Annotated in this window: 16 protein-coding genes and 1 riboswitch; of the genes, 13 read left to right on the forward strand and 3 right to left on the reverse strand. The window is 69.6% G+C overall.

What is annotated here, in order from left to right; all coding sequences use genetic code 11:
* Positions 1-78: 78 nt before the first annotated feature.
* A complete protein-coding gene (locus M3M27_RS05675) occupies positions 79-2,499 on the reverse strand; it encodes a TonB-dependent receptor plug domain-containing protein (RefSeq protein ID WP_434027430.1) in 2,421 nt (806 codons plus the stop codon).
* A gap of 278 nt (positions 2,500-2,777) precedes the next feature.
* Here M3M27_RS05675 and M3M27_RS05680 point away from each other — a divergent pair, with 278 nt between their 5' ends.
* From M3M27_RS05680 to M3M27_RS05705, 6 genes are all read left to right on the forward strand, one after another.
* Entirely contained in the window at positions 2,778-3,257 is a 480-nt protein-coding gene (locus M3M27_RS05680; RefSeq protein ID WP_434027431.1) for a DUF3574 domain-containing protein, read from the forward strand.
* Positions 3,258-3,268: 11 nt separating this feature from the next.
* Positions 3,269-3,751, forward strand: a complete 483-nt coding sequence (locus M3M27_RS05685; protein ID WP_434027432.1) for a GNAT family N-acetyltransferase — start codon at positions 3,269-3,271, stop codon at positions 3,749-3,751.
* Complete coding sequence (locus tag M3M27_RS05690; RefSeq protein WP_177497539.1) at positions 3,748-4,602, forward strand: XAC2610-related protein; 855 nt, start codon at positions 3,748-3,750, stop codon at positions 4,600-4,602. Before M3M27_RS05685 ends, M3M27_RS05690 begins: the two co-directional genes overlap by 4 nt.
* A gap of 130 nt (positions 4,603-4,732) precedes the next feature.
* The gene (locus tag M3M27_RS05695; RefSeq protein ID WP_434027433.1) at positions 4,733-5,425 is read left to right on the forward strand and encodes a class I SAM-dependent methyltransferase; all 693 of its coding nucleotides are present in this window, start codon (positions 4,733-4,735) and stop codon (positions 5,423-5,425) included.
* Between the two features lie 122 nt (positions 5,426-5,547).
* Complete coding sequence (locus tag M3M27_RS05700; protein ID WP_434027434.1) at positions 5,548-7,164, forward strand: hypothetical protein; 1,617 nt, start codon at positions 5,548-5,550, stop codon at positions 7,162-7,164.
* Positions 7,165-7,378: 214 nt separating this feature from the next.
* The gene (locus M3M27_RS05705; protein ID WP_140719296.1) at positions 7,379-8,191 is read left to right on the forward strand and encodes a DUF3014 domain-containing protein; all 813 of its coding nucleotides are present in this window, start codon (positions 7,379-7,381) and stop codon (positions 8,189-8,191) included.
* 25 nt (positions 8,192-8,216) lie between these two features.
* Here M3M27_RS05705 and M3M27_RS05710 read toward each other — a convergent pair whose 3' ends face one another.
* Positions 8,217-8,504 carry a GIY-YIG nuclease family protein gene (locus tag M3M27_RS05710; RefSeq protein WP_140719294.1) on the reverse strand — a complete coding sequence of 96 codons (288 nt, stop codon included), beginning with the start codon at positions 8,502-8,504 and terminating at the stop codon, positions 8,217-8,219.
* Positions 8,505-8,926: 422 nt separating this feature from the next.
* Here M3M27_RS05710 and clpB point away from each other — a divergent pair, with 422 nt between their 5' ends.
* Complete coding sequence (gene clpB / locus M3M27_RS05715) at positions 8,927-11,512, forward strand: ATP-dependent chaperone ClpB (protein WP_434027435.1); 2,586 nt, start codon at positions 8,927-8,929, stop codon at positions 11,510-11,512.
* Between the two features lie 52 nt (positions 11,513-11,564).
* Here clpB and M3M27_RS05720 read toward each other — a convergent pair whose 3' ends face one another.
* Entirely contained in the window at positions 11,565-12,002 is a 438-nt protein-coding gene (locus M3M27_RS05720; RefSeq protein WP_434027436.1) for an Lrp/AsnC family transcriptional regulator, read from the reverse strand.
* 122 nt (positions 12,003-12,124) lie between these two features.
* On the opposite strand from M3M27_RS05720, the gene M3M27_RS05725 reads away from it, so the two are divergent.
* The 6 genes from M3M27_RS05725 (at position 12,125) to cbiB (ending at position 18,709) form a co-directional block, all read left to right on the forward strand.
* Entirely contained in the window at positions 12,125-13,027 is a 903-nt protein-coding gene (locus tag M3M27_RS05725; protein ID WP_434027437.1) for a DMT family transporter, read from the forward strand.
* A 122-nt stretch (positions 13,028-13,149) separates the two neighbouring features.
* Positions 13,150-14,202: a sterol desaturase family protein gene (locus M3M27_RS05730; RefSeq protein ID WP_434027438.1), complete on the forward strand. Its 1,053-nt coding sequence runs from the start codon at positions 13,150-13,152 to the stop codon at positions 14,200-14,202.
* Positions 14,203-14,307: 105 nt separating this feature from the next.
* A riboswitch (cobalamin riboswitch) is annotated at positions 14,308-14,529 on the forward strand.
* A 115-nt stretch (positions 14,530-14,644) separates the two neighbouring features.
* A complete protein-coding gene (gene btuB, locus M3M27_RS05735; RefSeq protein WP_434027439.1) occupies positions 14,645-16,522 on the forward strand; it encodes a TonB-dependent vitamin B12 receptor in 1,878 nt (625 codons plus the stop codon).
* 74 nt (positions 16,523-16,596) lie between these two features.
* A complete protein-coding gene (locus tag M3M27_RS05740) occupies positions 16,597-17,181 on the forward strand; it encodes a hypothetical protein (RefSeq protein WP_434027441.1) in 585 nt (194 codons plus the stop codon).
* A complete protein-coding gene (gene cobO / locus M3M27_RS05745) occupies positions 17,178-17,789 on the forward strand; it encodes a cob(I)yrinic acid a,c-diamide adenosyltransferase (RefSeq protein ID WP_140719279.1) in 612 nt (203 codons plus the stop codon). Before M3M27_RS05740 ends, cobO begins: the two co-directional genes overlap by 4 nt.
* A gap of 5 nt (positions 17,790-17,794) precedes the next feature.
* Positions 17,795-18,709, forward strand: a complete 915-nt coding sequence (gene cbiB / locus M3M27_RS05750; protein WP_434027442.1) for an adenosylcobinamide-phosphate synthase CbiB — start codon at positions 17,795-17,797, stop codon at positions 18,707-18,709.
* Positions 18,710-18,711 lie beyond the last annotated feature (2 nt).

Genomic DNA, 18,711 nt, shown 5'->3' on the forward strand with positions numbered 1-18,711 from the left:
CACGAGCCGCGCGTACATGCCTCGGTATGACCCGGGCGGCATCTGCGGCCCGGGTCCCCGTGCGATCGGCATCGCCGGTCAGAACGTGTAACGCACCCGTCCGTACCAGTACGCGCCGTTGCTGCCGATCGGCGAGAGCACGTCGTACGGGAGGTTGCCGTAGTAGTTGGTCTCGCTGTTGGACAGGTCGGGATAGCTGTCGGTGACGTTCTGGCCGCCGATGGCCACGGTCCATTGCGGGGTGATGCGGTACTCGGCTTCCACGTCCAACTGCAGTTCCGCGCCGTAGGTCTGCGGGGCCGAGGCCCAGCCGAAGACGCGGGTGACGCTGCCGTAGCGCGACAGCCGCGAGGACAGCGTCCAGCGGTCGTTGCTCCAGTTGCCCGCCAGCGAGGCGCGCGTCTTGGGCGTGGCGGTGGTGAGCGTGTTGGTTTCCTCCACGCCGAACAGCACGTAGTCCGGGTCCAGCGCCAGCAGCTGCGACGGCGTGGCCAGCACGTTCTTCAGCGTGGTCTTGGCGTAGCTGTAGGTGCCGGTCAGCAGCAGGTTGCCGCCGAACGCCTCGCCGCGCCAGTTCGCCACCAGCTCGGCGCCGCGGGTGCGGGTGTCGGCGGCGTTGACGAAGAAGCTTGCACTCTGCAGGCCGGCGACGCCGAAGTTGCCCGCGACGTAGTCGGTGAGCGCGTCGCCGGTGATGCTCTCCGACAGCGCGATGCGGTCGTCGATGTCGATCTGGAAGAAGTCCAGCGACAGGTCGACGTGCTGGCCGAGGCGGCTGGTGAAGCCGAGGCTGTAGTTGACCGACTTCTCCGGCTTGAGGTCGGTCGCGCCCAACGCGCGCGCGATCGGGTTGTTGACCGACAGCACGCGGCTCTGCACCAGCTGGCCGTCCGAACCGTAGCCCGTCGAGGTGGATTCGAAGCCGATCTGGCTCAGCGACGGGGCGCGGAAGTTGTTGGAGATCGCGCCGCGCAGGGCGAATTCCGGCGCGAACTCGTAGCGCGCGGCGAGCTTGCCGGTCCACTGGCTGCCGAAGTCCTGGTAATGCTCGTAGCGGCCGGCCAGGTCGGTCGAGAGCCTCTCGCCGAACTGGCTGGACAGGCTGGCGTAGGCGCTGGCGACGTTGCGCGACAGGTCGGCCGCGTCTTCCGGGGTCAACCCGCCGCCGGCCTGTGCGCCCGTCGGGCGATCGCTGTACGGGCCGGCCGCGTAGCTGGCCGGGTCGCCCGCGTAGGTGCGGAACTGCTCGCGGCGGAATTCCACGCCGGTGCCGAAGGTATGGCTGGCGCCGGCGGCCTCGAAGCCGCGGGTCAGGTCGAGGTTGGCCACGGTCGCGTCGAAGACGTAGCGGCCGACCTTGAACGAGGTCGGGCTGTCCGGGCCGAGCGAGGCGTTGAGCGAATCGCGCAGCTTGTAGGTGAAATCGTTGCGGCCGTAGTCGAGGCTGGCGTCGTAGTCCCAGTCGCCCCATTGCCCGCGCGCGCCGACCACGCCCTGGTAGTCGCGGTTGTAGCCGAGCGAGACGGGCCGGTAGCCGTTCGGGTAGACCTCCGGCCAGTTGGCGCCGTCGGTGTCGTCCGGATAACGGAAGTAGTTGGCGCCCTGGGTGTCGCGATGGCTGTAGGTGCCGAAGGCGTAGAAGCGGCCGGTCCGGCCGAACGGCAGTTCGCCGTTGAACCAGGCGTTGATGTCGCGCGATTTGCCGTCGCCCAGCTGGTAGTTGCGCTTGCCCTGCAGCGCGAGGTTGGCCTCGTTCTGCTGCCAGTCCGGGATCTGGTCGAAACCGGCGCGGTTGGTCGGCGAGCGGCGCTTGTATTCCAGGCCGGCCTTGATGAAGCCTTCCTCGCCGAGGCGGGTGCCGGCCTTGGCGGTGACCTCGCCGGTCTGGCCGTCGGTCACTTCGCTGTGGATCGGCTTGAGATCGGTGTGGTGCGCGCCCCAGGTGGCTTCGACCTCGCCGTGGTCCGGATCGTCGTCGAGGATCACGTTGATGACGCCGGCGATCGCGTCCGAGCCGTATTGCGCGCCGGCGCCGTCGCGCAGCACTTCGATGCGCTTGATCGCGCTGACCGGGATCGAGTTGAAGTCCACCGGCGTGGTGCCCTTGCCGATCTTGCTGTCGGTGTTGACCAGCGCGGAGGTGTGGCGGCGCTTGCCGTTGACCAGCACCAGCACCTGGTCGGGCGACAGGCCGCGCAGCTGCGCGGCGCGCACGTGGTCGGCGCCGCCGGAATTGGACTGGCGCGGGAAGTTGAACGACGGCAGCAGCGCCTGCAGCGCGCTGCCCAGCTCGCCGTTGACGATGCCGGCCTTGCGGAGGTCCTCGGCGCTGAGCACGTCGACCGGGGCGGTGGATTCGAGCACGGTGCGGCCGCTGGCGCGGGTGCCGGTGACGATCACGGTATCCAGCGTGGCGGCGTCGGACTGCTGGGCATGAACCGGGGCGGACAGGGCCAGTGCCACGGCCAGGCCGAGCAGGGTGGGGATGGGGCGCGACATGGGGGGAGGGTCTCCTACGAACTGCGGGGATCGCGGCGATGGTTGCGATCGATATCAACATCCATCCGGATGAAGCGATATATTAACGGGCCGTTGACGCCGGCGCGAGGGGCCATCGGCCGTCCGCCGGCATCAGCTCATCACGGATACTTATTTGCGAGTCCTTCGCGGAAGCGGCGCATATCCCCATGCGCGGACGCTTCCGCGAACCCGTCGCAAGGCACGGCGCACCCCACGGGCGCCCCGGGCCTTGTTCTTTCGTTGTCCCTGGAGAACCCATGAAATTGCTGCGCACTTCCCTGCTGGCCGCCGCCTTCGCCCTGTCGGCGTGTTCGACGCTGGCCCCGACCGCGCCGGACACCAGCGGTACCACCGCCACCTTGCAGGGCGACGCGGCCCGCCCGGCCGACGCGCACGGCTGGGTGCGCAGCGAGCTGTATTTCGGCGTCGGCGAGGAGACCGGCCCGGCCGAGCGGCCGCAGACCGAGAAGATCAGCGAGGCGCAGTGGCGCGCCTTCCTCGACAAGGAGGTGACGCCGCGTTTTCCCGACGGCCTGACCGTGTTCGACGCCTACGGCCAGTGGTTGTTCCGCGGTGCCAAGGAGCCGAACCGGCTGGCCACCAAGGTGCTGGTGATCCTGCACGAGGACACGCCGCAGCGCCGCGCCGACATCGAGGCGATCCGGTTGGCATGGAAGCGGGCCACCGGGCACCAGTCGGTGCTGTGGTCGCGCCAGGCCGTGGACGTGTCGTTCTGAGCGCGGCGCGGATGACCGGCCCGGGTTACGCGATCCGCGAGGACGACCTTGGTGGCGAGGCGGTCCGCGCGCTGTTGGCATTGCACCTGCGGGGCATGCATGCGCAGTCGCCGCCGGGCAGCGTCTACGCGCTGGACCTGTCCGGCCTGCAACGGCCGGACGTGGCCGTCTGGAGCGCCTGGCGCGGCGATGCGCTGGCCTCGATCGGCGCGTTGCGGACGCTCGGCGATGGCCACGGCGAGCTGAAGTCGATGCGCACGCATCCGGCCTTCCTGCGCCAGGGCGCGGCCGCGGCGTTGCTGGACCACATCATCGGCGTCGCGCTCAAGCGCGGCCTGCACCGGCTGAGCCTGGAAACCGGCAGCGGGCCGGCGTTCGAACCGGCACTGGCGCTGTACCGGCGGCGCGGCTTCGTCGAGGGCCCCGCGTTCGGCGATTACGCGGCCAGCGATTTCAACCGGTTCCTGCACCTGGACCTGCGGGAAGGCGTATGACGCCCATGGCGAAATGGATGTTGGCCGCAAGCGCGTTCGCGGTGTCCGTGCCGGCGGCGGCAGGGAATCCGTTGGAGTTCCAGGTTGCGGCAGGCGTGCATGCCCGGGTCGATGCAGCAGGCGACGGTTCTTTTCAGGTCAAACTGCTGCCGAGCGGCATCGTGCAGCAGTTGCAGGGAGCCAGCAATGAGGACGGTGAGTCCAGCATCGATCATGCCGACTACAACTTCGATGGCTACGAGGACCTGGTGTCGTCGGCAAGGATGGGGCAGGTCAACGACGTCAATATCGTGTACCTGTTCGATCCCGGAAGCGGACGTTTTACCGAGCTGAAGCTGCCTGCGAACGCACCCAAGAGTTGCGAAGGTTTTTGGGATCTCGTGCCCGAGCCAAGAACCAGGCAGCTCTTCAGCAGTTGCCGTGGTGGCCCGATGTGGTACACGGACGTGTATCGCTACGACGTGCAAGGGCGGCTTTATGTGTATCGATCGGAGCGGGTGGTCGATCCCGCGGTGAGCGCAATGCTGGACCTCACGCCGGATGACGGCGCCCCTGTGGCGGTATGGTCGACTTACGACCCTGCGGGACGAGTGACGGAGCGGGCCGTCGGACTTGGGCTCGTGACCCCGCCCGAAGGCCCGCTAGTGCCATTGCAGGGCGTCGTCTCCGCGGAGCGCTTGCCGTTGCATGCCAAACCGATCGACGGAGCCGCCGCTCGCTACCTGGTGAAGCGGGATCGCTTCGAGGCGCTGGACATCAGCGAGGACGGGCAGTGGCTCAAGGTCCGCTACCGCAATCCGGACAAAGGCGCCGTCGTCGGTTGGGTGCATGTACCGCAGGATGCCTTATGAGCGTACGAGCCCGATGCGGCACAACGCTGTCGATGGCCCCGCATTCGGCGATTACGCGGCCAGCGATTTCAACCGGTTCCTGCACCTGGACCTGCGGGAAGGCGAAGCGGGATAGCGAAAGGGAGCCGACATGCCCTCGATGTACGACATCTATGCGCGCCATGCCGATCGATACGACGAGCTGGTCTCGCGCGAGGACTGGCAGGGGAATCTTGGCCGGTACCTGCTCGGCACCTTCGATTTCGAGGGCAAGCGGGTGCTCGAGTTCGGGACGGGGACCGGCCGGGTCACCGCGTTGTACGCCGGCCTCGCCGCGCAGGTCGTGTGCTTCGACCGGTCCGCGCACATGCTGGAGCGCGCTCGGCGCCGCCTGCGGGCGCACGAGCACAAGCTGGCGTTCCGCCTGCTCGACAACGCCGACATCGCCACCCTGGCGGAGCAGGCGGACGTGGTGATCGAAGGCTGGAGCTTCGGGCACCGGGCGCTGGACATGGACGACCCGGCGGCGGCGGCCGACGAGCTGGTGGAGGCCTGCCTGGCGCAGCTGCGTCCCGGCGGCACGCTGGTCCTGATCGAGACCCTGGGCTCCAACGTCGATGCTCCGGCCGCCCCGCTTCCCGGACTCGAGACGTTCTATCGCGCTCTGGAGCGGCGCCATGGCCTGCGCCGCGATGTCGTGGCGACCGACTACCGCTTCGACAGCCCGGCCGATGCGGCGCGGGCGTTCGGCTTCTTCTTCGGCGAGGATGCCGCGGCGGGCATCGAGCAGCGCCACGATGGCGTGATTCCCGAGTACACCGGCGTATGGTCCAGGCGGAAGTAGCCGTCCGCCCCGGTCCCGTGCGCAATGCAGTATCCCGCCGCGGTCGTCCTTCCGGAGGGGCGCGGGGATTATTCTCCGCTCCCTTGCCCCGTCTTCCTCCTCCCACGTCCCTTTAACCACGCATGAGCACATCCCCCTCCAAGTCGCCGCGCTGGTTCGTCGCGGCCGACCTCAACGGCTTCTTCGGCCTGGTGGTCGACAACCTGTCGATCCTGGGCTTCATCGCGATGGCCCTGGTCGGCATGTTCCAGTTCCCGGCGGACGTGGTGTTCGGCCGGATGTTCCCGGGCACCGCGTTCGGCGTGCTGGTCGGCAACCTGCTGTACACGCTGATGGCGCGGCGGCTGGCCGCCCGCACCGGGCGCGACGACGTCACCGCGATGCCCCTGGGCCTGGATGCGCCGACCAGCATCGGCATGGCGTTGCTGGTGCTCGGCCCGGCGTTCGTGGCGTTCAAGGCGCAAGGCCTGGACCCGCACGCGGCGGCACTGGCGACCTGGAAGCTGGGCATGGCCTCGCTGATCGTGATGGGCCTGCTCAAACTGGTGCTGTCGTTCTTCGGCGAGGCGGTGACGCGGGCCTTGCCGCGCGCGGCGCTGCTCGGCTCGATCGCCGGCATCGCGCTGGTGCTGATGGGGCTGCTGCCGCTGCTGGAGACGCTGCGCTCGCCGATCGCAGGCTTCACCACGCTCGGCCTGCTGCTGTACGTGCTGGTCGCCAAGGGGCGCCTGCCGGTGAAACTGCCGGGCGTGCTGGTCGCGTTCGTGTTCGGCACGTTGCTGTACTACGGGCTCGGGTTGGCCGGGCTCGGCGCGCCGGGCTTCGCCTTGCCGCAGTGGACGCCGCCGCAGGTGGTGCTGCCGTGGCCGACGCTGGGCTTCGTCGAGGGCCTGCCGAACACCGTGCCGTACCTGCCGCTGCTGCTGCCGTTCGGCCTGCTGATGGTGGTCGGCGGCATCAACGTCAGCGAGAGCGCGCGCGCCGCCGGCGACGACTACCGCACCCGCGACATCCTGCTGGTGGAAGCGTTCGCCACGCTGGTCGCCGGCGTCTGTGGCGGCGTCGCGCAGACCACGCCGTACATCGGCCAGCCGGCCTACAAGCACATGGGCGCGCGCAGCGGCTACACGCTGCTGACCGGCCTGTTCGTGGGCATCGGCGGCATGCTCGGGATCGTCTCCGGGCTGGTGCAGTGGCTGCCGCTGGCGGTGCTCTCGCCGATCATCGTCTACGTCGCGATCGACATCACCACGCAGGCGTTCCAGGCCACGCCGAAACAGCACGCCGGCGCGATGGTGCTGGGCTTCCTGCCGTCGGCCGCCTACCTGCTGGCGATCAAGGCGCCCGGCTGGATCCCGCCGGAGCAGCTCGCCGCGCTGACCACCCGCGTGGATGGCCACGGCCTGCCGGAGCTGGCGGTGATCTTCACCCTGGGCAACGGCTTCATCATCACCGCGATGCTGTGGACGGCCGCGGTCGTGGCGATGATCGACGGACGCCTGCTGCGCGCCGCCGGATTCCTGCTGGTCGCGGCCGGCCTGGCCCTGTTCGGCCTGATCCACTCGGTCGACCCGCGCGGCGGCATCTACCTGCCGTGGCAGCTGGAAGGCCTGGCGCGCACGATCAGCTGGCAGTTCGTCGGTGCCTACGTCGCCCTGGCGGCGTTGCTCGGGTTGTTGTCGTTGCAGCAGGGGAAGGAAGCGGCCGGCACCGGGGGCGCAAGGGATACCGGGCACTAACCGGCGCAAGCGGTCTTTTTTGCTCGGCCACTGCGCGGACTGGCAATCGCGGCATGGTGCGTGGTTGGAGCAGGCAGGCAGTGCGTACGGAGAATCGCTCCGTTCGCGCGGTCCCGGGACCGTGACGCCGGGGAGCTGAAGGCGCGGCCCGCGGGATGGAACCTCGCTGCGGTACCGCGGTCCGACGTAGGTGTTCCTACGTTGGAGTGTTCGCATGCAGAACAAGACCGCGCTCTGGCCCTGGCTCACCGGGGCGATCCTGGTCGCCGGCATCGGCTGGTGGCTGTTCCGCCCCGACACGACCACGCACACCACGGCCTCGCCGCCGGCCTTCCCCTCGCGCACCGAACCGCCGGTCCAGGCGCCGCCCTCCGCGAGCGCCGCGGCGCCCGGGGGGCCGCAGCATCCGGTCGAGAGCCCGGCGGCCGCGGATCCGGCCATTCCGGCGCTGGCGGACAGCGATGCGGCGGCGTGGGAGGCGCTCTCCAACCTGGCCGGCGATGCGTCCGTGCTGGACGTGCTGTTGCGCGACCACCTGATCCAGCGGCTGGTCACGATGGTCGACAACCTGCCGCGGCGCAGCGCCACCCGCCAGTCGCTCGCGCTGCGCCCGCTGCCGGGCGAACTGCAGCTGCGGCAGGACGAGGCCGGCGCGACGCTGGCTCCCGCCAATGCCGAACGCTATGCGCCGTACGTGAAGGCCTTCGCCGCCGTCGATCCGCAGGCGCTCGCGCGCGCCTACCGGCGTTTCTACCCGCTGTTCCAGCAGGCCTACGTGGAGCTGGGCTATCCCGACGGCTACTTCAACGATCGCCTGGTGCAGGTGATCGACCATCTGCTGCAGGCGCCGGAACCGGCGCAGCCGCCGCTCGTCGAACCCAACGGACGCGGCAAGTACCGCTTCGTCGACCCGGCGCTGGAATCGCTGTCGGTCGGACAGAAGGCGCTGGTGCGGCTGGGCCCGGGACAGGAGGCGGCGGTGAAGCGCCAGTTGCGCGCGATCCGGGCGGCGTTGACGCGCTCCTGAGCGGCAAGGCGGGACGGAGGAAGGATCAGGCCGGATCCGTTCGCGCGGGTTCGTCCTGTCCCGCCAGCAGCCAGGCCAGCTTGCGCGCGCGCGGCTGCCGCTTGAGCTGCCACTCCGCGCGCGAGGCGGAAGCGCGATCGGGGTAGGGCCGGCTGCCGAGCAACTGCAGCGGCGGATTCGCCCGGGTATAGCGTGCGCCCTTGCCGGCCAGGTGCGCTTGGTAGCGCGCCTGCAGGTCGTTGGTGATGCCGGCGTAGTAGCTGCCGTCGCGGCACAGCAGCAGGTAGAGATACCAGGGCTTGGGCGGTTGCATGGCGCGCATTATCGGCCTGCGTCGGGGGCGAGGGGGCGGAGGGCGTGCTTGGCCTGGCGCGGATGCTCGACAGGTAGGCGTTCCGGGTAGCGTGGCTGTCCTCGCCGGGGATTTCCGGCCGGCCAGTCCATCGGTATCGGTGGCGACGAATGCGATGTCCCCGGCGCCGCGCTCGAGGAGGCGAGTTCGGGCATCGGCACCGGGCCGGGATGTGAGAGTGACTTCAGCCGCGATGGGGGCGGTCATGCAGGCCCCTCTGCAAAACCCCGCACGTCCATGTGCGAGGGCCAAATGGAGGGGCCCCATCGCGGCTGAAGCGGCTCCCGCAGGGACCCTGGCCGAGCTCTTGAAACCGCCGCGTCGAGCCGCATCTGCTTGATATCGCCGGGTTTCCCGGCCCTTCACTGTTCCGAGGATTCCCCATGCGGATGGACAAGCTCACCTCGCGTTTCCAGCAGGCGCTGGCCGACGCGCAGTCGCTGGCCGTGGGCCGCGACCACAACATCATCGAGCCGGTGCACGTGCTGACCGCGCTGCTCGACCAGCAGGGCGGCAGCACGCGGCCGCTGCTGGCCCAGGCCGGCGTCAACGTGCCGGTGCTGCGCGAGCGCCTGGGCGAGGCGCTGGACAAGTTGCCCAAGGTCTCCGGCCAGGCCGGCAGCCTGTCGATCGGCAACGATCTCAACCGCCTGCTCAACCAGACCGACAAGCTCGCCCAGCAGCACGGCGACGCCTTCATCGCCAGCGAGTGGTTCGTGCTGGCGGCCGTGGACGATGGGGGCGCGCTCGGCGTCGCGCTGCGCGCGGCCGGCGCCGACAGGGGCCGGATCGAGGCCGCGATCGAGAAGGTGCGCGGCGGCGAGACCGTGCAGAGCGAGAACGCCGAGGACCAGCGCCAGGCGCTGGAGAAGTACACCATCGACCTGACCGCGCGCGCCGAGAGCGGCAAGCTCGATCCGGTGATCGGCCGCGACGAGGAAATCCGCCGCACCATCCAGGTCCTGCAGCGCCGCACCAAGAACAATCCGGTGCTGATCGGCGAGCCGGGCGTGGGCAAGACCGCGATCGTCGAGGGCCTGGCCCAGCGCATCGTCAACGGCGAAGTGCCGGAAGGCCTGCGCGGCAAGCGCGTGCTCTCGCTCGACATGGGCGCGCTGATCGCCGGCGCCAAGTTCCGCGGCGAGTTCGAGGAGCGCCTGAAGGGCGTGCTCAACGACCTGGCCAAGAACGAGGGCCAGATCATCCTGTTCATCGACGAGCTGCACACCATGGTCGGTGCCGGCAAGGCCGATGGCGCGATGGACGCCGGCAACATGCTCAAGCCGGCGCTGGCGCGTGGCGAGCTGCACTGCATCGGCGCGACCACGCTTGATGAGTACCGCAAGTACATCGAGAAGGACGCCGCGCTGGAGCGGCGCTTCCAGAAGGTGTTCGTCGGCGAGCCGACCGTGGAGGACACCATCGCGATCCTGCGCGGGCTCAAGGAGCGCTACGCGGTCCATCACGGCGTGGAAATCACCGACCCGGCGATCGTCGCCGCGGCCACGCTGTCCAACCGCTACATCACCGACCGCCAGCTGCCGGACAAGGCCATCGACCTGATGGACGAGGCCGCCTCGCGCATCCGCATGGAGATCGATTCCAAGCCGGAGGAACTGGACCGCCTGGAGCGGCGCCTGATCCAGCTCAAGATCCAGCGCGAGATGCTGAAGAAGGAGAAGGACGAGGCGTCCAGGCAGCGGCTCGCGGACCTGGAGAACGACATCGACAAGCTCGAGCGCGAATTCTCCGACCTCAACGAAGTGTGGAAGTCGGAGAAGGCGGCGCTGCAGGGCGCGACCAAGATCAAGGAGCAGATCGAGCAGGCCAAGATCGAGCTGGAAGCGGCGCAGCGCCGCCAGGACTTCGCCAAGATGAGCGAGATCCAGTACGGCGTGCTGCCGCAGCTGGAGAAGCAGCTGGCCGCGGCCAACGAGGCCGAGCAGCACGAGTTCAAGCTGGTGCAGGACCGCGTCACCGCCGAGGAGATCGCCGAAGTGGTGTCGCGCTGGACCGGCATCCCGGTCAACAAGATGCTGGAGGGCGAGCGCGACAAGCTGCTGCGCATGGAAGATGTGCTGCACGAGCGCGTGGTCGGGCAGGAGGAGGCGATCAAGGTCGTGTCCGACGCGGTGCGCCGTTCGCGGGCGGGCCTGTCCGATCCGAACCGGCCGAGCGGCTCGTTCCTGTTCCTCGGCCCGACCGGCGTGGGCAAGACCGAGCTGTGCAAGGCGCTGGCCGAGTTCCTGTTCGACAGCAGCGACGCGATGGTGCGCATCGACATGAGCGAGTTCATGGAGAAGCACTCGGTCGCCCGGCTGATCGGCGCGCCTCCGGGCTACGTCGGCTACGAGGAAGGCGGCTACCTGACCGAGGCGGTGCGACGCCGCCCGTATTCGCTGATCCTGCTCGACGAGGTGGAGAAGGCGCATGCCGACGTCTTCAACATCCTGCTGCAGGTGCTCGACGACGGCCGCCTGACCGACGGCCAGGGCCGGACGGTGGATTTCCGCAACACCGTCATCGTGATGACCTCCAACCTCGGCTCGCACCAGATCCAGGAGCTGAGCGGCGACGATTCCCCGGAGGCCTACACCCAGATGAAGGCGGCGGTGATGGGCGTGGTGCAGGCGCACTTCCGTCCGGAGTTCATCAACCGGCTCGACGACATCGTGGTGTTCCATCCGCTCGACAAGCGGCAGATCAAGCAGATCGCCAAGATCCAGATGCATGGGCTGGAGAAGCGGTTGGCCGAGCGCGGCTTGAAGATCGAGGTCTCGGACAAGGCGTTCGAACTGCTCGGCAACGTCGGCTTCGACCCGGTGTACGGCGCGCGTCCGCTCAAGCGCGCGATCCAGTCGCAGTTGGAGAACCCGCTGGCGCAGCGCATCCTGGCCGGCGATTTCCTCGGCGGCGACACCGTGAAGGTGGATGCCGAGGGCGGGCAGTTGGTGTTCGCCAAGGGCTGAGCCCGGCACCGGGGCGGGACTCCGGTCCCGCCCTGGCTGGCCCATGGGGGCGCTAGAACGGCGGCAGCCGGCGCTTGACGGGTTGCGACTTCACGATCGAGGTACTGGTTTCGGCCATTTCGGCGATGCGATCGAGGATGAAGTCCAGGTGCTCGATGGAGCGCAGATAGAGACGGCCGATGAAACAGTCTTCGCCGGTGACCTTGTCGCATTCGGCGAACTCCGGGATGGCTTCGATCAGCGCCTGCACGGCCTTGAGTTTTCCGGGCATGGGCCGGATGCGGACGATGGCCTGCATCGGATAGCCCAGGGCGCGCGGTTCGGCCTGCACGGTGAAGCCCTGGATCACGCCGCGGTCCTCCAGGCGGCGCAGCCGGTCGGCGGTGCCCGGGGCGGACAGGCCGATCCGTTCGGCCAGGGCCTTGGTGGGCATCCGGGCGTCCTGTTGCAGCAAGGCCAGGATGTGGCGATCGGTTTCGTCGAGCGACATGAGAAATATCCTGGGTCTTTCCTTTCAAGGAAAGATTTTCTTGTGGGTTCGCCTTTCTTTCGAAAGGAAAGATCGCCTGGCCGTCTGTAGATTGCAAGCCCACGATTGAAGAGGGCGTTGCAATGACGGAACGTACCCGGGGTGTGCTGGAAATGGTCGCGGCGATGGCGATCTCCGGGACCATCGGCTGGCTGGTGGTGGTGTCCGGGCAGCCGGTGGCCAGCGTCGTGTTCTGGCGCTGCCTGTTCGGGGCGCTCACGCTGATACCGGTGTGCCTGATGCGCGGCTATTTCAGGTCCGGCACGATCACGCCGCGGCAGGCCGGGGTGGCGGTGCTGGGCGGCATCGCGCTGGTGGCGAACTGGCTGCTGCTGTTCGCGGCGTATTCCGGCGCTTCCATCTCGATCGCCACCGCGGTCTACAACACGCAGCCGTTCATGCTGGTCGGGCTCGGCGCCCTGTTCCTGGGCGAGCGGCCGACGCTGCGCAAGCTGGGGTGGCTGGCGCTGGCGTTCGGGGGCGTGCTGTTGATCGTCCAGGCGCGGCCGGGGCAGGGCAGCGGCACGCACTACCTGGCGGGCGTGTTGCTCGCGCTCGGCGCGGCCTTCTGCTACGCGCTGGCGGCGCTGTTCGCGAAACGGCTCAAGGGCGTACCGCCGCACCTGATCGCCTTGGTCCAGGTGTCGGTCGGGGTGGCCGCGCTGTGGCCGTTGGCGAGCTTGCCGGAAGCGACCGGTGCGGCCGCCGCCTGGACGACGCTGGCGACGATGGGCGTGGTGCATACCGGGTTGATGTACATCCTGCTGTATGGCGCGATCCAGAAGCTGCCGACGCCCGTGACCGGCGCGTTGTCCTTCATCTATCCGATCGTCGCGATCGCCGTGGACAGGCTCGCGTTCGGCCATGCGTTGCAGCCGGTGCAGATCGCCGGTGCCGTGATGGTGCTGTTGGCGGCGGCCGGCATGACGCTGGGCTGGCCATGGCGCAGGCCAGCGCCGGCAGCCGCGTCGCAGGCGACGCGTTGACGGCCGGCCCGGCGCTCGCGCAGCACGGGAGGCAGCCGAAAGCTGGGCGAAAGCCGCGCCGGCCAGCCTGGTGCCGGGCCTGCTTCCTCCCTCCCCGCATGCAGGCCGAGGAGCTGCCTGCGATGCCGTCCATCCCGCATGTCTGGGCCTTGCTGGTCGAAAGCCTGGCCGACCGGGTGGTGGCGCCTGCGCTGGCCGCGCTGCACCTGACCGGACTGAGCGACGATCCCCGCGACATCGCGGCCTCGCTGCTGATCGCGACGTTGCAGTTGTGCATCATCGGCTTGGTGTTCCGGCCGCTGGAAAGCCTGTGGCCGGCCGAACGCTGGGAGCACCGGCGGCTCGCCCGCATCGATTTCCACTACACCTGGACGATGCTGGTCGGCGTGTTCCCGCTGTTCTCGTTCCTGGTCCTGGCGCCGCTGGCCAACCTGCTCGGAGGCGGCCAGGGCGGCGAGGATGCCCGCGTCGGCCTGCGCTATGCGTGGCCCTGGCTGGACCGGCATCCGCTGGCGCTGTTCGCGCTGTACTACCTCGCCTACGACTTCACCTACTACTGGATGCACCGCGTGCAGCACTGGATGCCGTGGTGGTGGGCGATGCATAGCATGCACCACAGCCAGCGCCAGCTCAGCTGCTGGGCCAACGACCGCAGCAACTATCTCGATGGCGCACTGCAATCGTTCGTGCTGGCCGGGGTCGGCGTGGCGTTCGGCATCGCCGCCGACGAGTTCGCCTGGCTGATGCTGCTGGGCGAACTGGTGCAGAACTTCTCGCACGCCAACGTGCGCATCGGTTTCGGGCCGGTGCTGGAAAAGCTCTTCGTCGATCCGAAGTTCCACCGCCTGCACCACATGGTGGTCGACCCGGAACGCCCGGACCTGCACAACTGCAACTTCGGCCAGGTGTTCGCGATCTGGGACGTGCTGTTCGGCACCGCGCTGTACGGCGAGCCGGTACGGCCCACGGGCGTGGCCGACCCGATGGTGGACCGCGACAACGCGCTCGGCTTCGTGGCCTTGCAGGTCGAAGGGCTCAGGCGTTTCTGGGGGGCGGTACGCCGTCGCGAGGGGTGGACCCCGGGCGAGGTCGCCTTTGGCGAGGACTATCGGCCGATCCCGGTGCGGCATGTGCCGGTGCCGCGGCTGGAGGAGACCGAGGCCGATCCGTCGTAAGGGCTTCGAGCGCGTTTCGAGAGCGGCGGCGACGCCTTGCGTGACGTCGTGGAGAGCCCGGGCCGCTTCCGCGATGCGCGCCAGGTGGCCTGGCCGTCTTCCTGCTACCATGCGCGGCCCTGAGGTGACTGCCGGGATGCCGGCGGTTTAAACGGGAATCCGGTGCGTCGGCCGTCCATGCCGGCAATTCCGGAGCTGCCCCCGCAACGGTGGGCGAGTACACGTTCCGCATGCAACGCCACTGTGCCGCCGGCATGGGAAGGCGCGGGACGGAAGGCGCAGCCTTCGCTCGCGAGCCCGGAGACCGGCCCCAGGATCGACCCGGCGCGCGGTGGGCGTGGCCATGGTGCCGGCGCGAACGCCGGCGCCATCTCCTGCTGCCTGCATGCCGGCTTTACCCAGATGTCCGCGCGGGAAGGCGCGGCTGCAGGAGCCACCCACGATGTCGTTGTCCCCGATCGTTTCCCCACGCCGCGCCGCGCTTGCGCTGGCGCTGTCCCTGGCCGCCGCTCCGGCGCTCGCGGCCGATGCCACCGACCTGGACCAGGTCGTGGTCACCGCGAGCCGTACCGCGCAGACCCAGGACCAGGCCCTGGCCCCGGTCGCCGTGATCGATCGCGCCGAGATCGAGCGCCGCCAGGCGCGCTCGCTGCCGGAACTGCTGCGCGGCGAGCTGGGCGTGTCGATCGTCAACAACGGCGGGCCGGGCAAGACCACTTCGCTGTTCCTGCGCGGCAGCGAATCCGACCACGTGCTGGTGCTGGTCGACGGCGTGCGGATCGGGTCGGCCACCCTCGGCGGCGCGTCGCTGCAGGACATCCCGGTCGAGCAGGTCGAGCGCGTGGAGATCGTGCGCGGGCCGTTCTCCAGCCTGTACGGCTCGGAGGCGATCGGCGGCGTCATCCAGATCTTCACGCGCAAGCCGCAGGGCGCGTTCGTACCGACCTTCAGCGTCGCGACGGGCAGCGACAACGCGCGCCGCTACGGCGCCGGCGTGGCCGGGCGCAGCCAGGGCGACCTCGGCGAGCGCGGCGGCTGGTACTCGGTCAATGCGGTGCACGACGAGACCGACGGCATCAACGCCTACCTCGATACCGCCAACAGCGCCTACGATCCGGACCGCGACGGCTACCGCAACGATTCGCTGAGCGTGAAGGGCGGCTGGCGCTTCAACCGCCAGTGGGATGCGGACGTGCAGGCCCTGCGCGCCGAGAGCCGCAACGAATACGACGGCACGATCTACGGCGGCAACCTCTCCAAGGGCGTCCAGCAGGTGGCGGGCGGCCGCGTCCGCTACGCGCCGAGCGAGGCGTTGAAGCTCACCGCCAGCCTCGGCGCCAGCCAGGACCTGAGCGATGCGTACTACGACGGCAGCTACGTCTCCACGTTCGACACGCGCCGCGCGCTCGGCTCGCTGCAGGCCGACCTCGATGCCGGCCCGGGCCTGCTGACGCTGGGCTTCGACTGGCAGCGCGACCGCATCGCCAGCAACGAAAGCTACGACGAGGACCAGCGCATCAACCGCGGCGCGTTCGCGCAATGGCAGCAGACCTTCGGCACGCAGTCGCTGCAGGCCAGCGTGCGCCGCGACGACAACAGCCAGTTCGGCGGCAAGAACACCGGCAGCCTGCTGTGGGGCTGGAACTTCGCCGAGCACCTGCGCCTGACCGCCAGCTACGGCACCGCGTTCAAGGCGCCGACCTACAACGAGCTGTACTACCCGGGCTACGGCAATCCGAACCTGGGGCCGGAGACTTCGCGCAGCGTGGAGCTGGGGCTGCGCGGCGAACACGACTGGGGCACCTGGACGCTCAACGCCTACCAGACCCGCGTCGACGACATGATCGCCTACGACGCCGCGCTGGTGGACGCGGCGCATCCGTTCGGCCAGCCCAACAACATCGACAAGGCGCGCATCCGCGGCGTCGAGGCCGGCTACGACACCACGCTGGCCGGCTGGACGGTGGCGACCCGCCTGACCTGGCAGGACCCCAAGGCCGACGGCGCCGTCAACCACGGCAACTGGCTGCCGCGGCGCGCGCGCCAGAGCGGCAGGATCGATGCCGACCGGCGTTTCGGCGCGTTCTCGGTGGGCGGCAGCGTGTACGCCTCGGGCGAGCGCTACGACGAACTGGCCAATGCCACGCGGCTGGGCGGCTACGGCCTGCTCGACCTGCGCGTGGGCTGCGCGGTCGGCCGCGACTGGAACCTGGCGTTGAGCGCGAACAACGTGTTCGACCGCGACTACCAGACCGCGGCCTGGTACGCGCAGCCCGGCCGCAACTACCAACTGACCCTGCGCTACCATCCGGCGCAGTGACGGCGCGGCGTCGTGGTCCCTCCCGCGAGTTCGCCCGTCCCCGGCAGTCCCGTCCCTTCTCCAGGAAAGCCCCGATGAAATCCCTGTCCCGCCCCGCAGAAACCGGCCTGTTCGTCGCGCTGATGGTGGCCATGGTGGCCACGCGCTTCAATCACGTGGGCGATTGGCTGCACCTGCCGGACGCGTCGATGGCGGTGTTCTTCCTGGGCGGGCTGTACCTGCGCCGGCACTGGCAGTTCGCGGCGCTGCTGGGGCTGGCGTTCGCGGTGGACTGGGCGGCGATCGAGCTGGCCGGCGTCAGCGATTTCTGCGTCACCGCGGCGTATGCGCTGCTGCCGGTCGCGTACGGCGTGCTCTGGTACGCCGGCCGCGCCTTCGCCGCGCGGCTGAGCGAGCGGGTGGGTTCGCTGGCGCTGGCCTGGCTGGTCGGCGTGGTCGCGGCGGCGCTGTCGTTCCTGGTGTCCAACGGCGCCTTCTACTGGCTCGGCGGCCGCTACGCCGAACCGCACATGGCCGAGTACCTGGCGCGCGCCTGGCAGTGGGGGCCGCTGTTCGTGCGCACCACGGCATGCTACGTGGCGGCGGGATTGGCGCTGCACGGCGCGATCGCCAGGGTCGCGGCGACGCGGCGCGTGGACGCGGCCGGGCGGGCGGCATGAGCGGGATCGAGCGCGACGACGCCTACTACCGCGAGCGCGCGCAACGGCAGAAGGAACTGGTCGACCGGCGCATCGCGCGGGCGACGATCGACCGCGGCGTGCTGGTAGTCAACACCGGCAACGGCAAGGGCAAGAGTTCCTCCGGCTTCGGCATGCTGGCGCGGTCGCTCGGGCACGGCCTGCGCTGCGGCGTGGTGCAGTTCATCAAGGGCAGCTATTCGACCGGCGAGGAGGCGTTCTTCCGACGCTTCCCGGAGCAGCTCGACTACCACGTGATGGGCGAGGGCTTCACCTGGGAAACCCAGGACCGCGGCCGCGACATCGAGGTGGCCATGGCGGCATGGGCGCTGTGCAAACGGATGCTGTCCGATCCCGGCTACGACTTCGTGCTGCTGGACGAGCTCAACATCGTGCTGGCCAAGGAGTACGTGCCGCTGGACGACGTGCTCGCCGCACTGGCCGCGCGCCCGCCGCGCCAGCACGTGGTGATCACCGGGCGCGGGGCGCCGGATGCGCTGGTGGAAGCCGCCGATACCGTCACCGAGATGCGCGTGGTCAAGCATGCGTTCAAGGCCGGCATCAAGGCGCAGAAGGGCATCGAGCTCTGAGCGCGATGGCCGTGGCGATCGCGCTCGCGGCGGTCGTGCTGGACCTGGCGCTGGGGGAGCCGCGCCGCGCGCATCCGCTGGTGCTGTTCGGGCGCTGGGCGGGCTGGATCGAATCGCGCTGCCATCGCGACCGCCGCCGTGCCGGGGCGCTGGCCTGGTGCCTGGCGGTGCTGCCGTGGGTGGCGCTGGCCGCGCTGTCGCAATGGCTGTTGTGGCGATGGTCGCCATGGGCGGGCGCGGCGTTCTCGGCCATCGTGCTGTATGCCGCGCTCGGCCTGCGCAGCCTGGGCGAACACGCGCTGCCGGTGGCGCGGGCATTGGAAACGCACGACCTGCCGGCCGCCCGCGCCGCGGTGGGGCGCATCGTCAGCCGCGATGCCGCCGCGCTCGACGCGGAGCAGGTCGCCGTGGCCGCCACCGAATCGGTACTGGAGAACGGCAGCGATGCGGTGTTCGCCGCGCTGTTCTGGGGCGGGCTGCTGGGCGCGCCGGGCGCGGTGCTGTACCGGTTGGCGAACACCCTGGACGCGATGTGGGGTTACCGCACGCCACGATGGCTGCGGTTCGGCTGGGCGGCGGCGCGCATCGACGACGTGCTGAACCTCATCCCGGCGCGGCTGACCGCGCTGACCTATGCCGCGCTCGGCCACACGCGCACCGCGCTGGACTGCTGGCGCCGACAGGCGAAGAGCTGGAAAAGCCCGAACGCCGGCCCGGTGATGGCCTCCGGCGCGGGCGCATTGCGGGTCGCCTTGGGCGGGCCCGCGCCTTACCACGGGCAATGGCAGGCGCGTCCGGCGCTCGGCCTGGGCCGCACGCCGGATGCGCAAGGCATCCGCCGCGCCCTGTGGCTGGTGCGCGGCGGGGTGGCGCTGTGGCTGTCGTTGGCGGCGTTGCTGGCCGCCGGGAGCCCGTGGTGATG

This window comes from Xanthomonas boreopolis (assembly GCF_046529185.1).
Taxonomy (GTDB): Bacteria; Pseudomonadota; Gammaproteobacteria; order Xanthomonadales; family Xanthomonadaceae; genus Pseudomonas_S; species Pseudomonas_S boreopolis.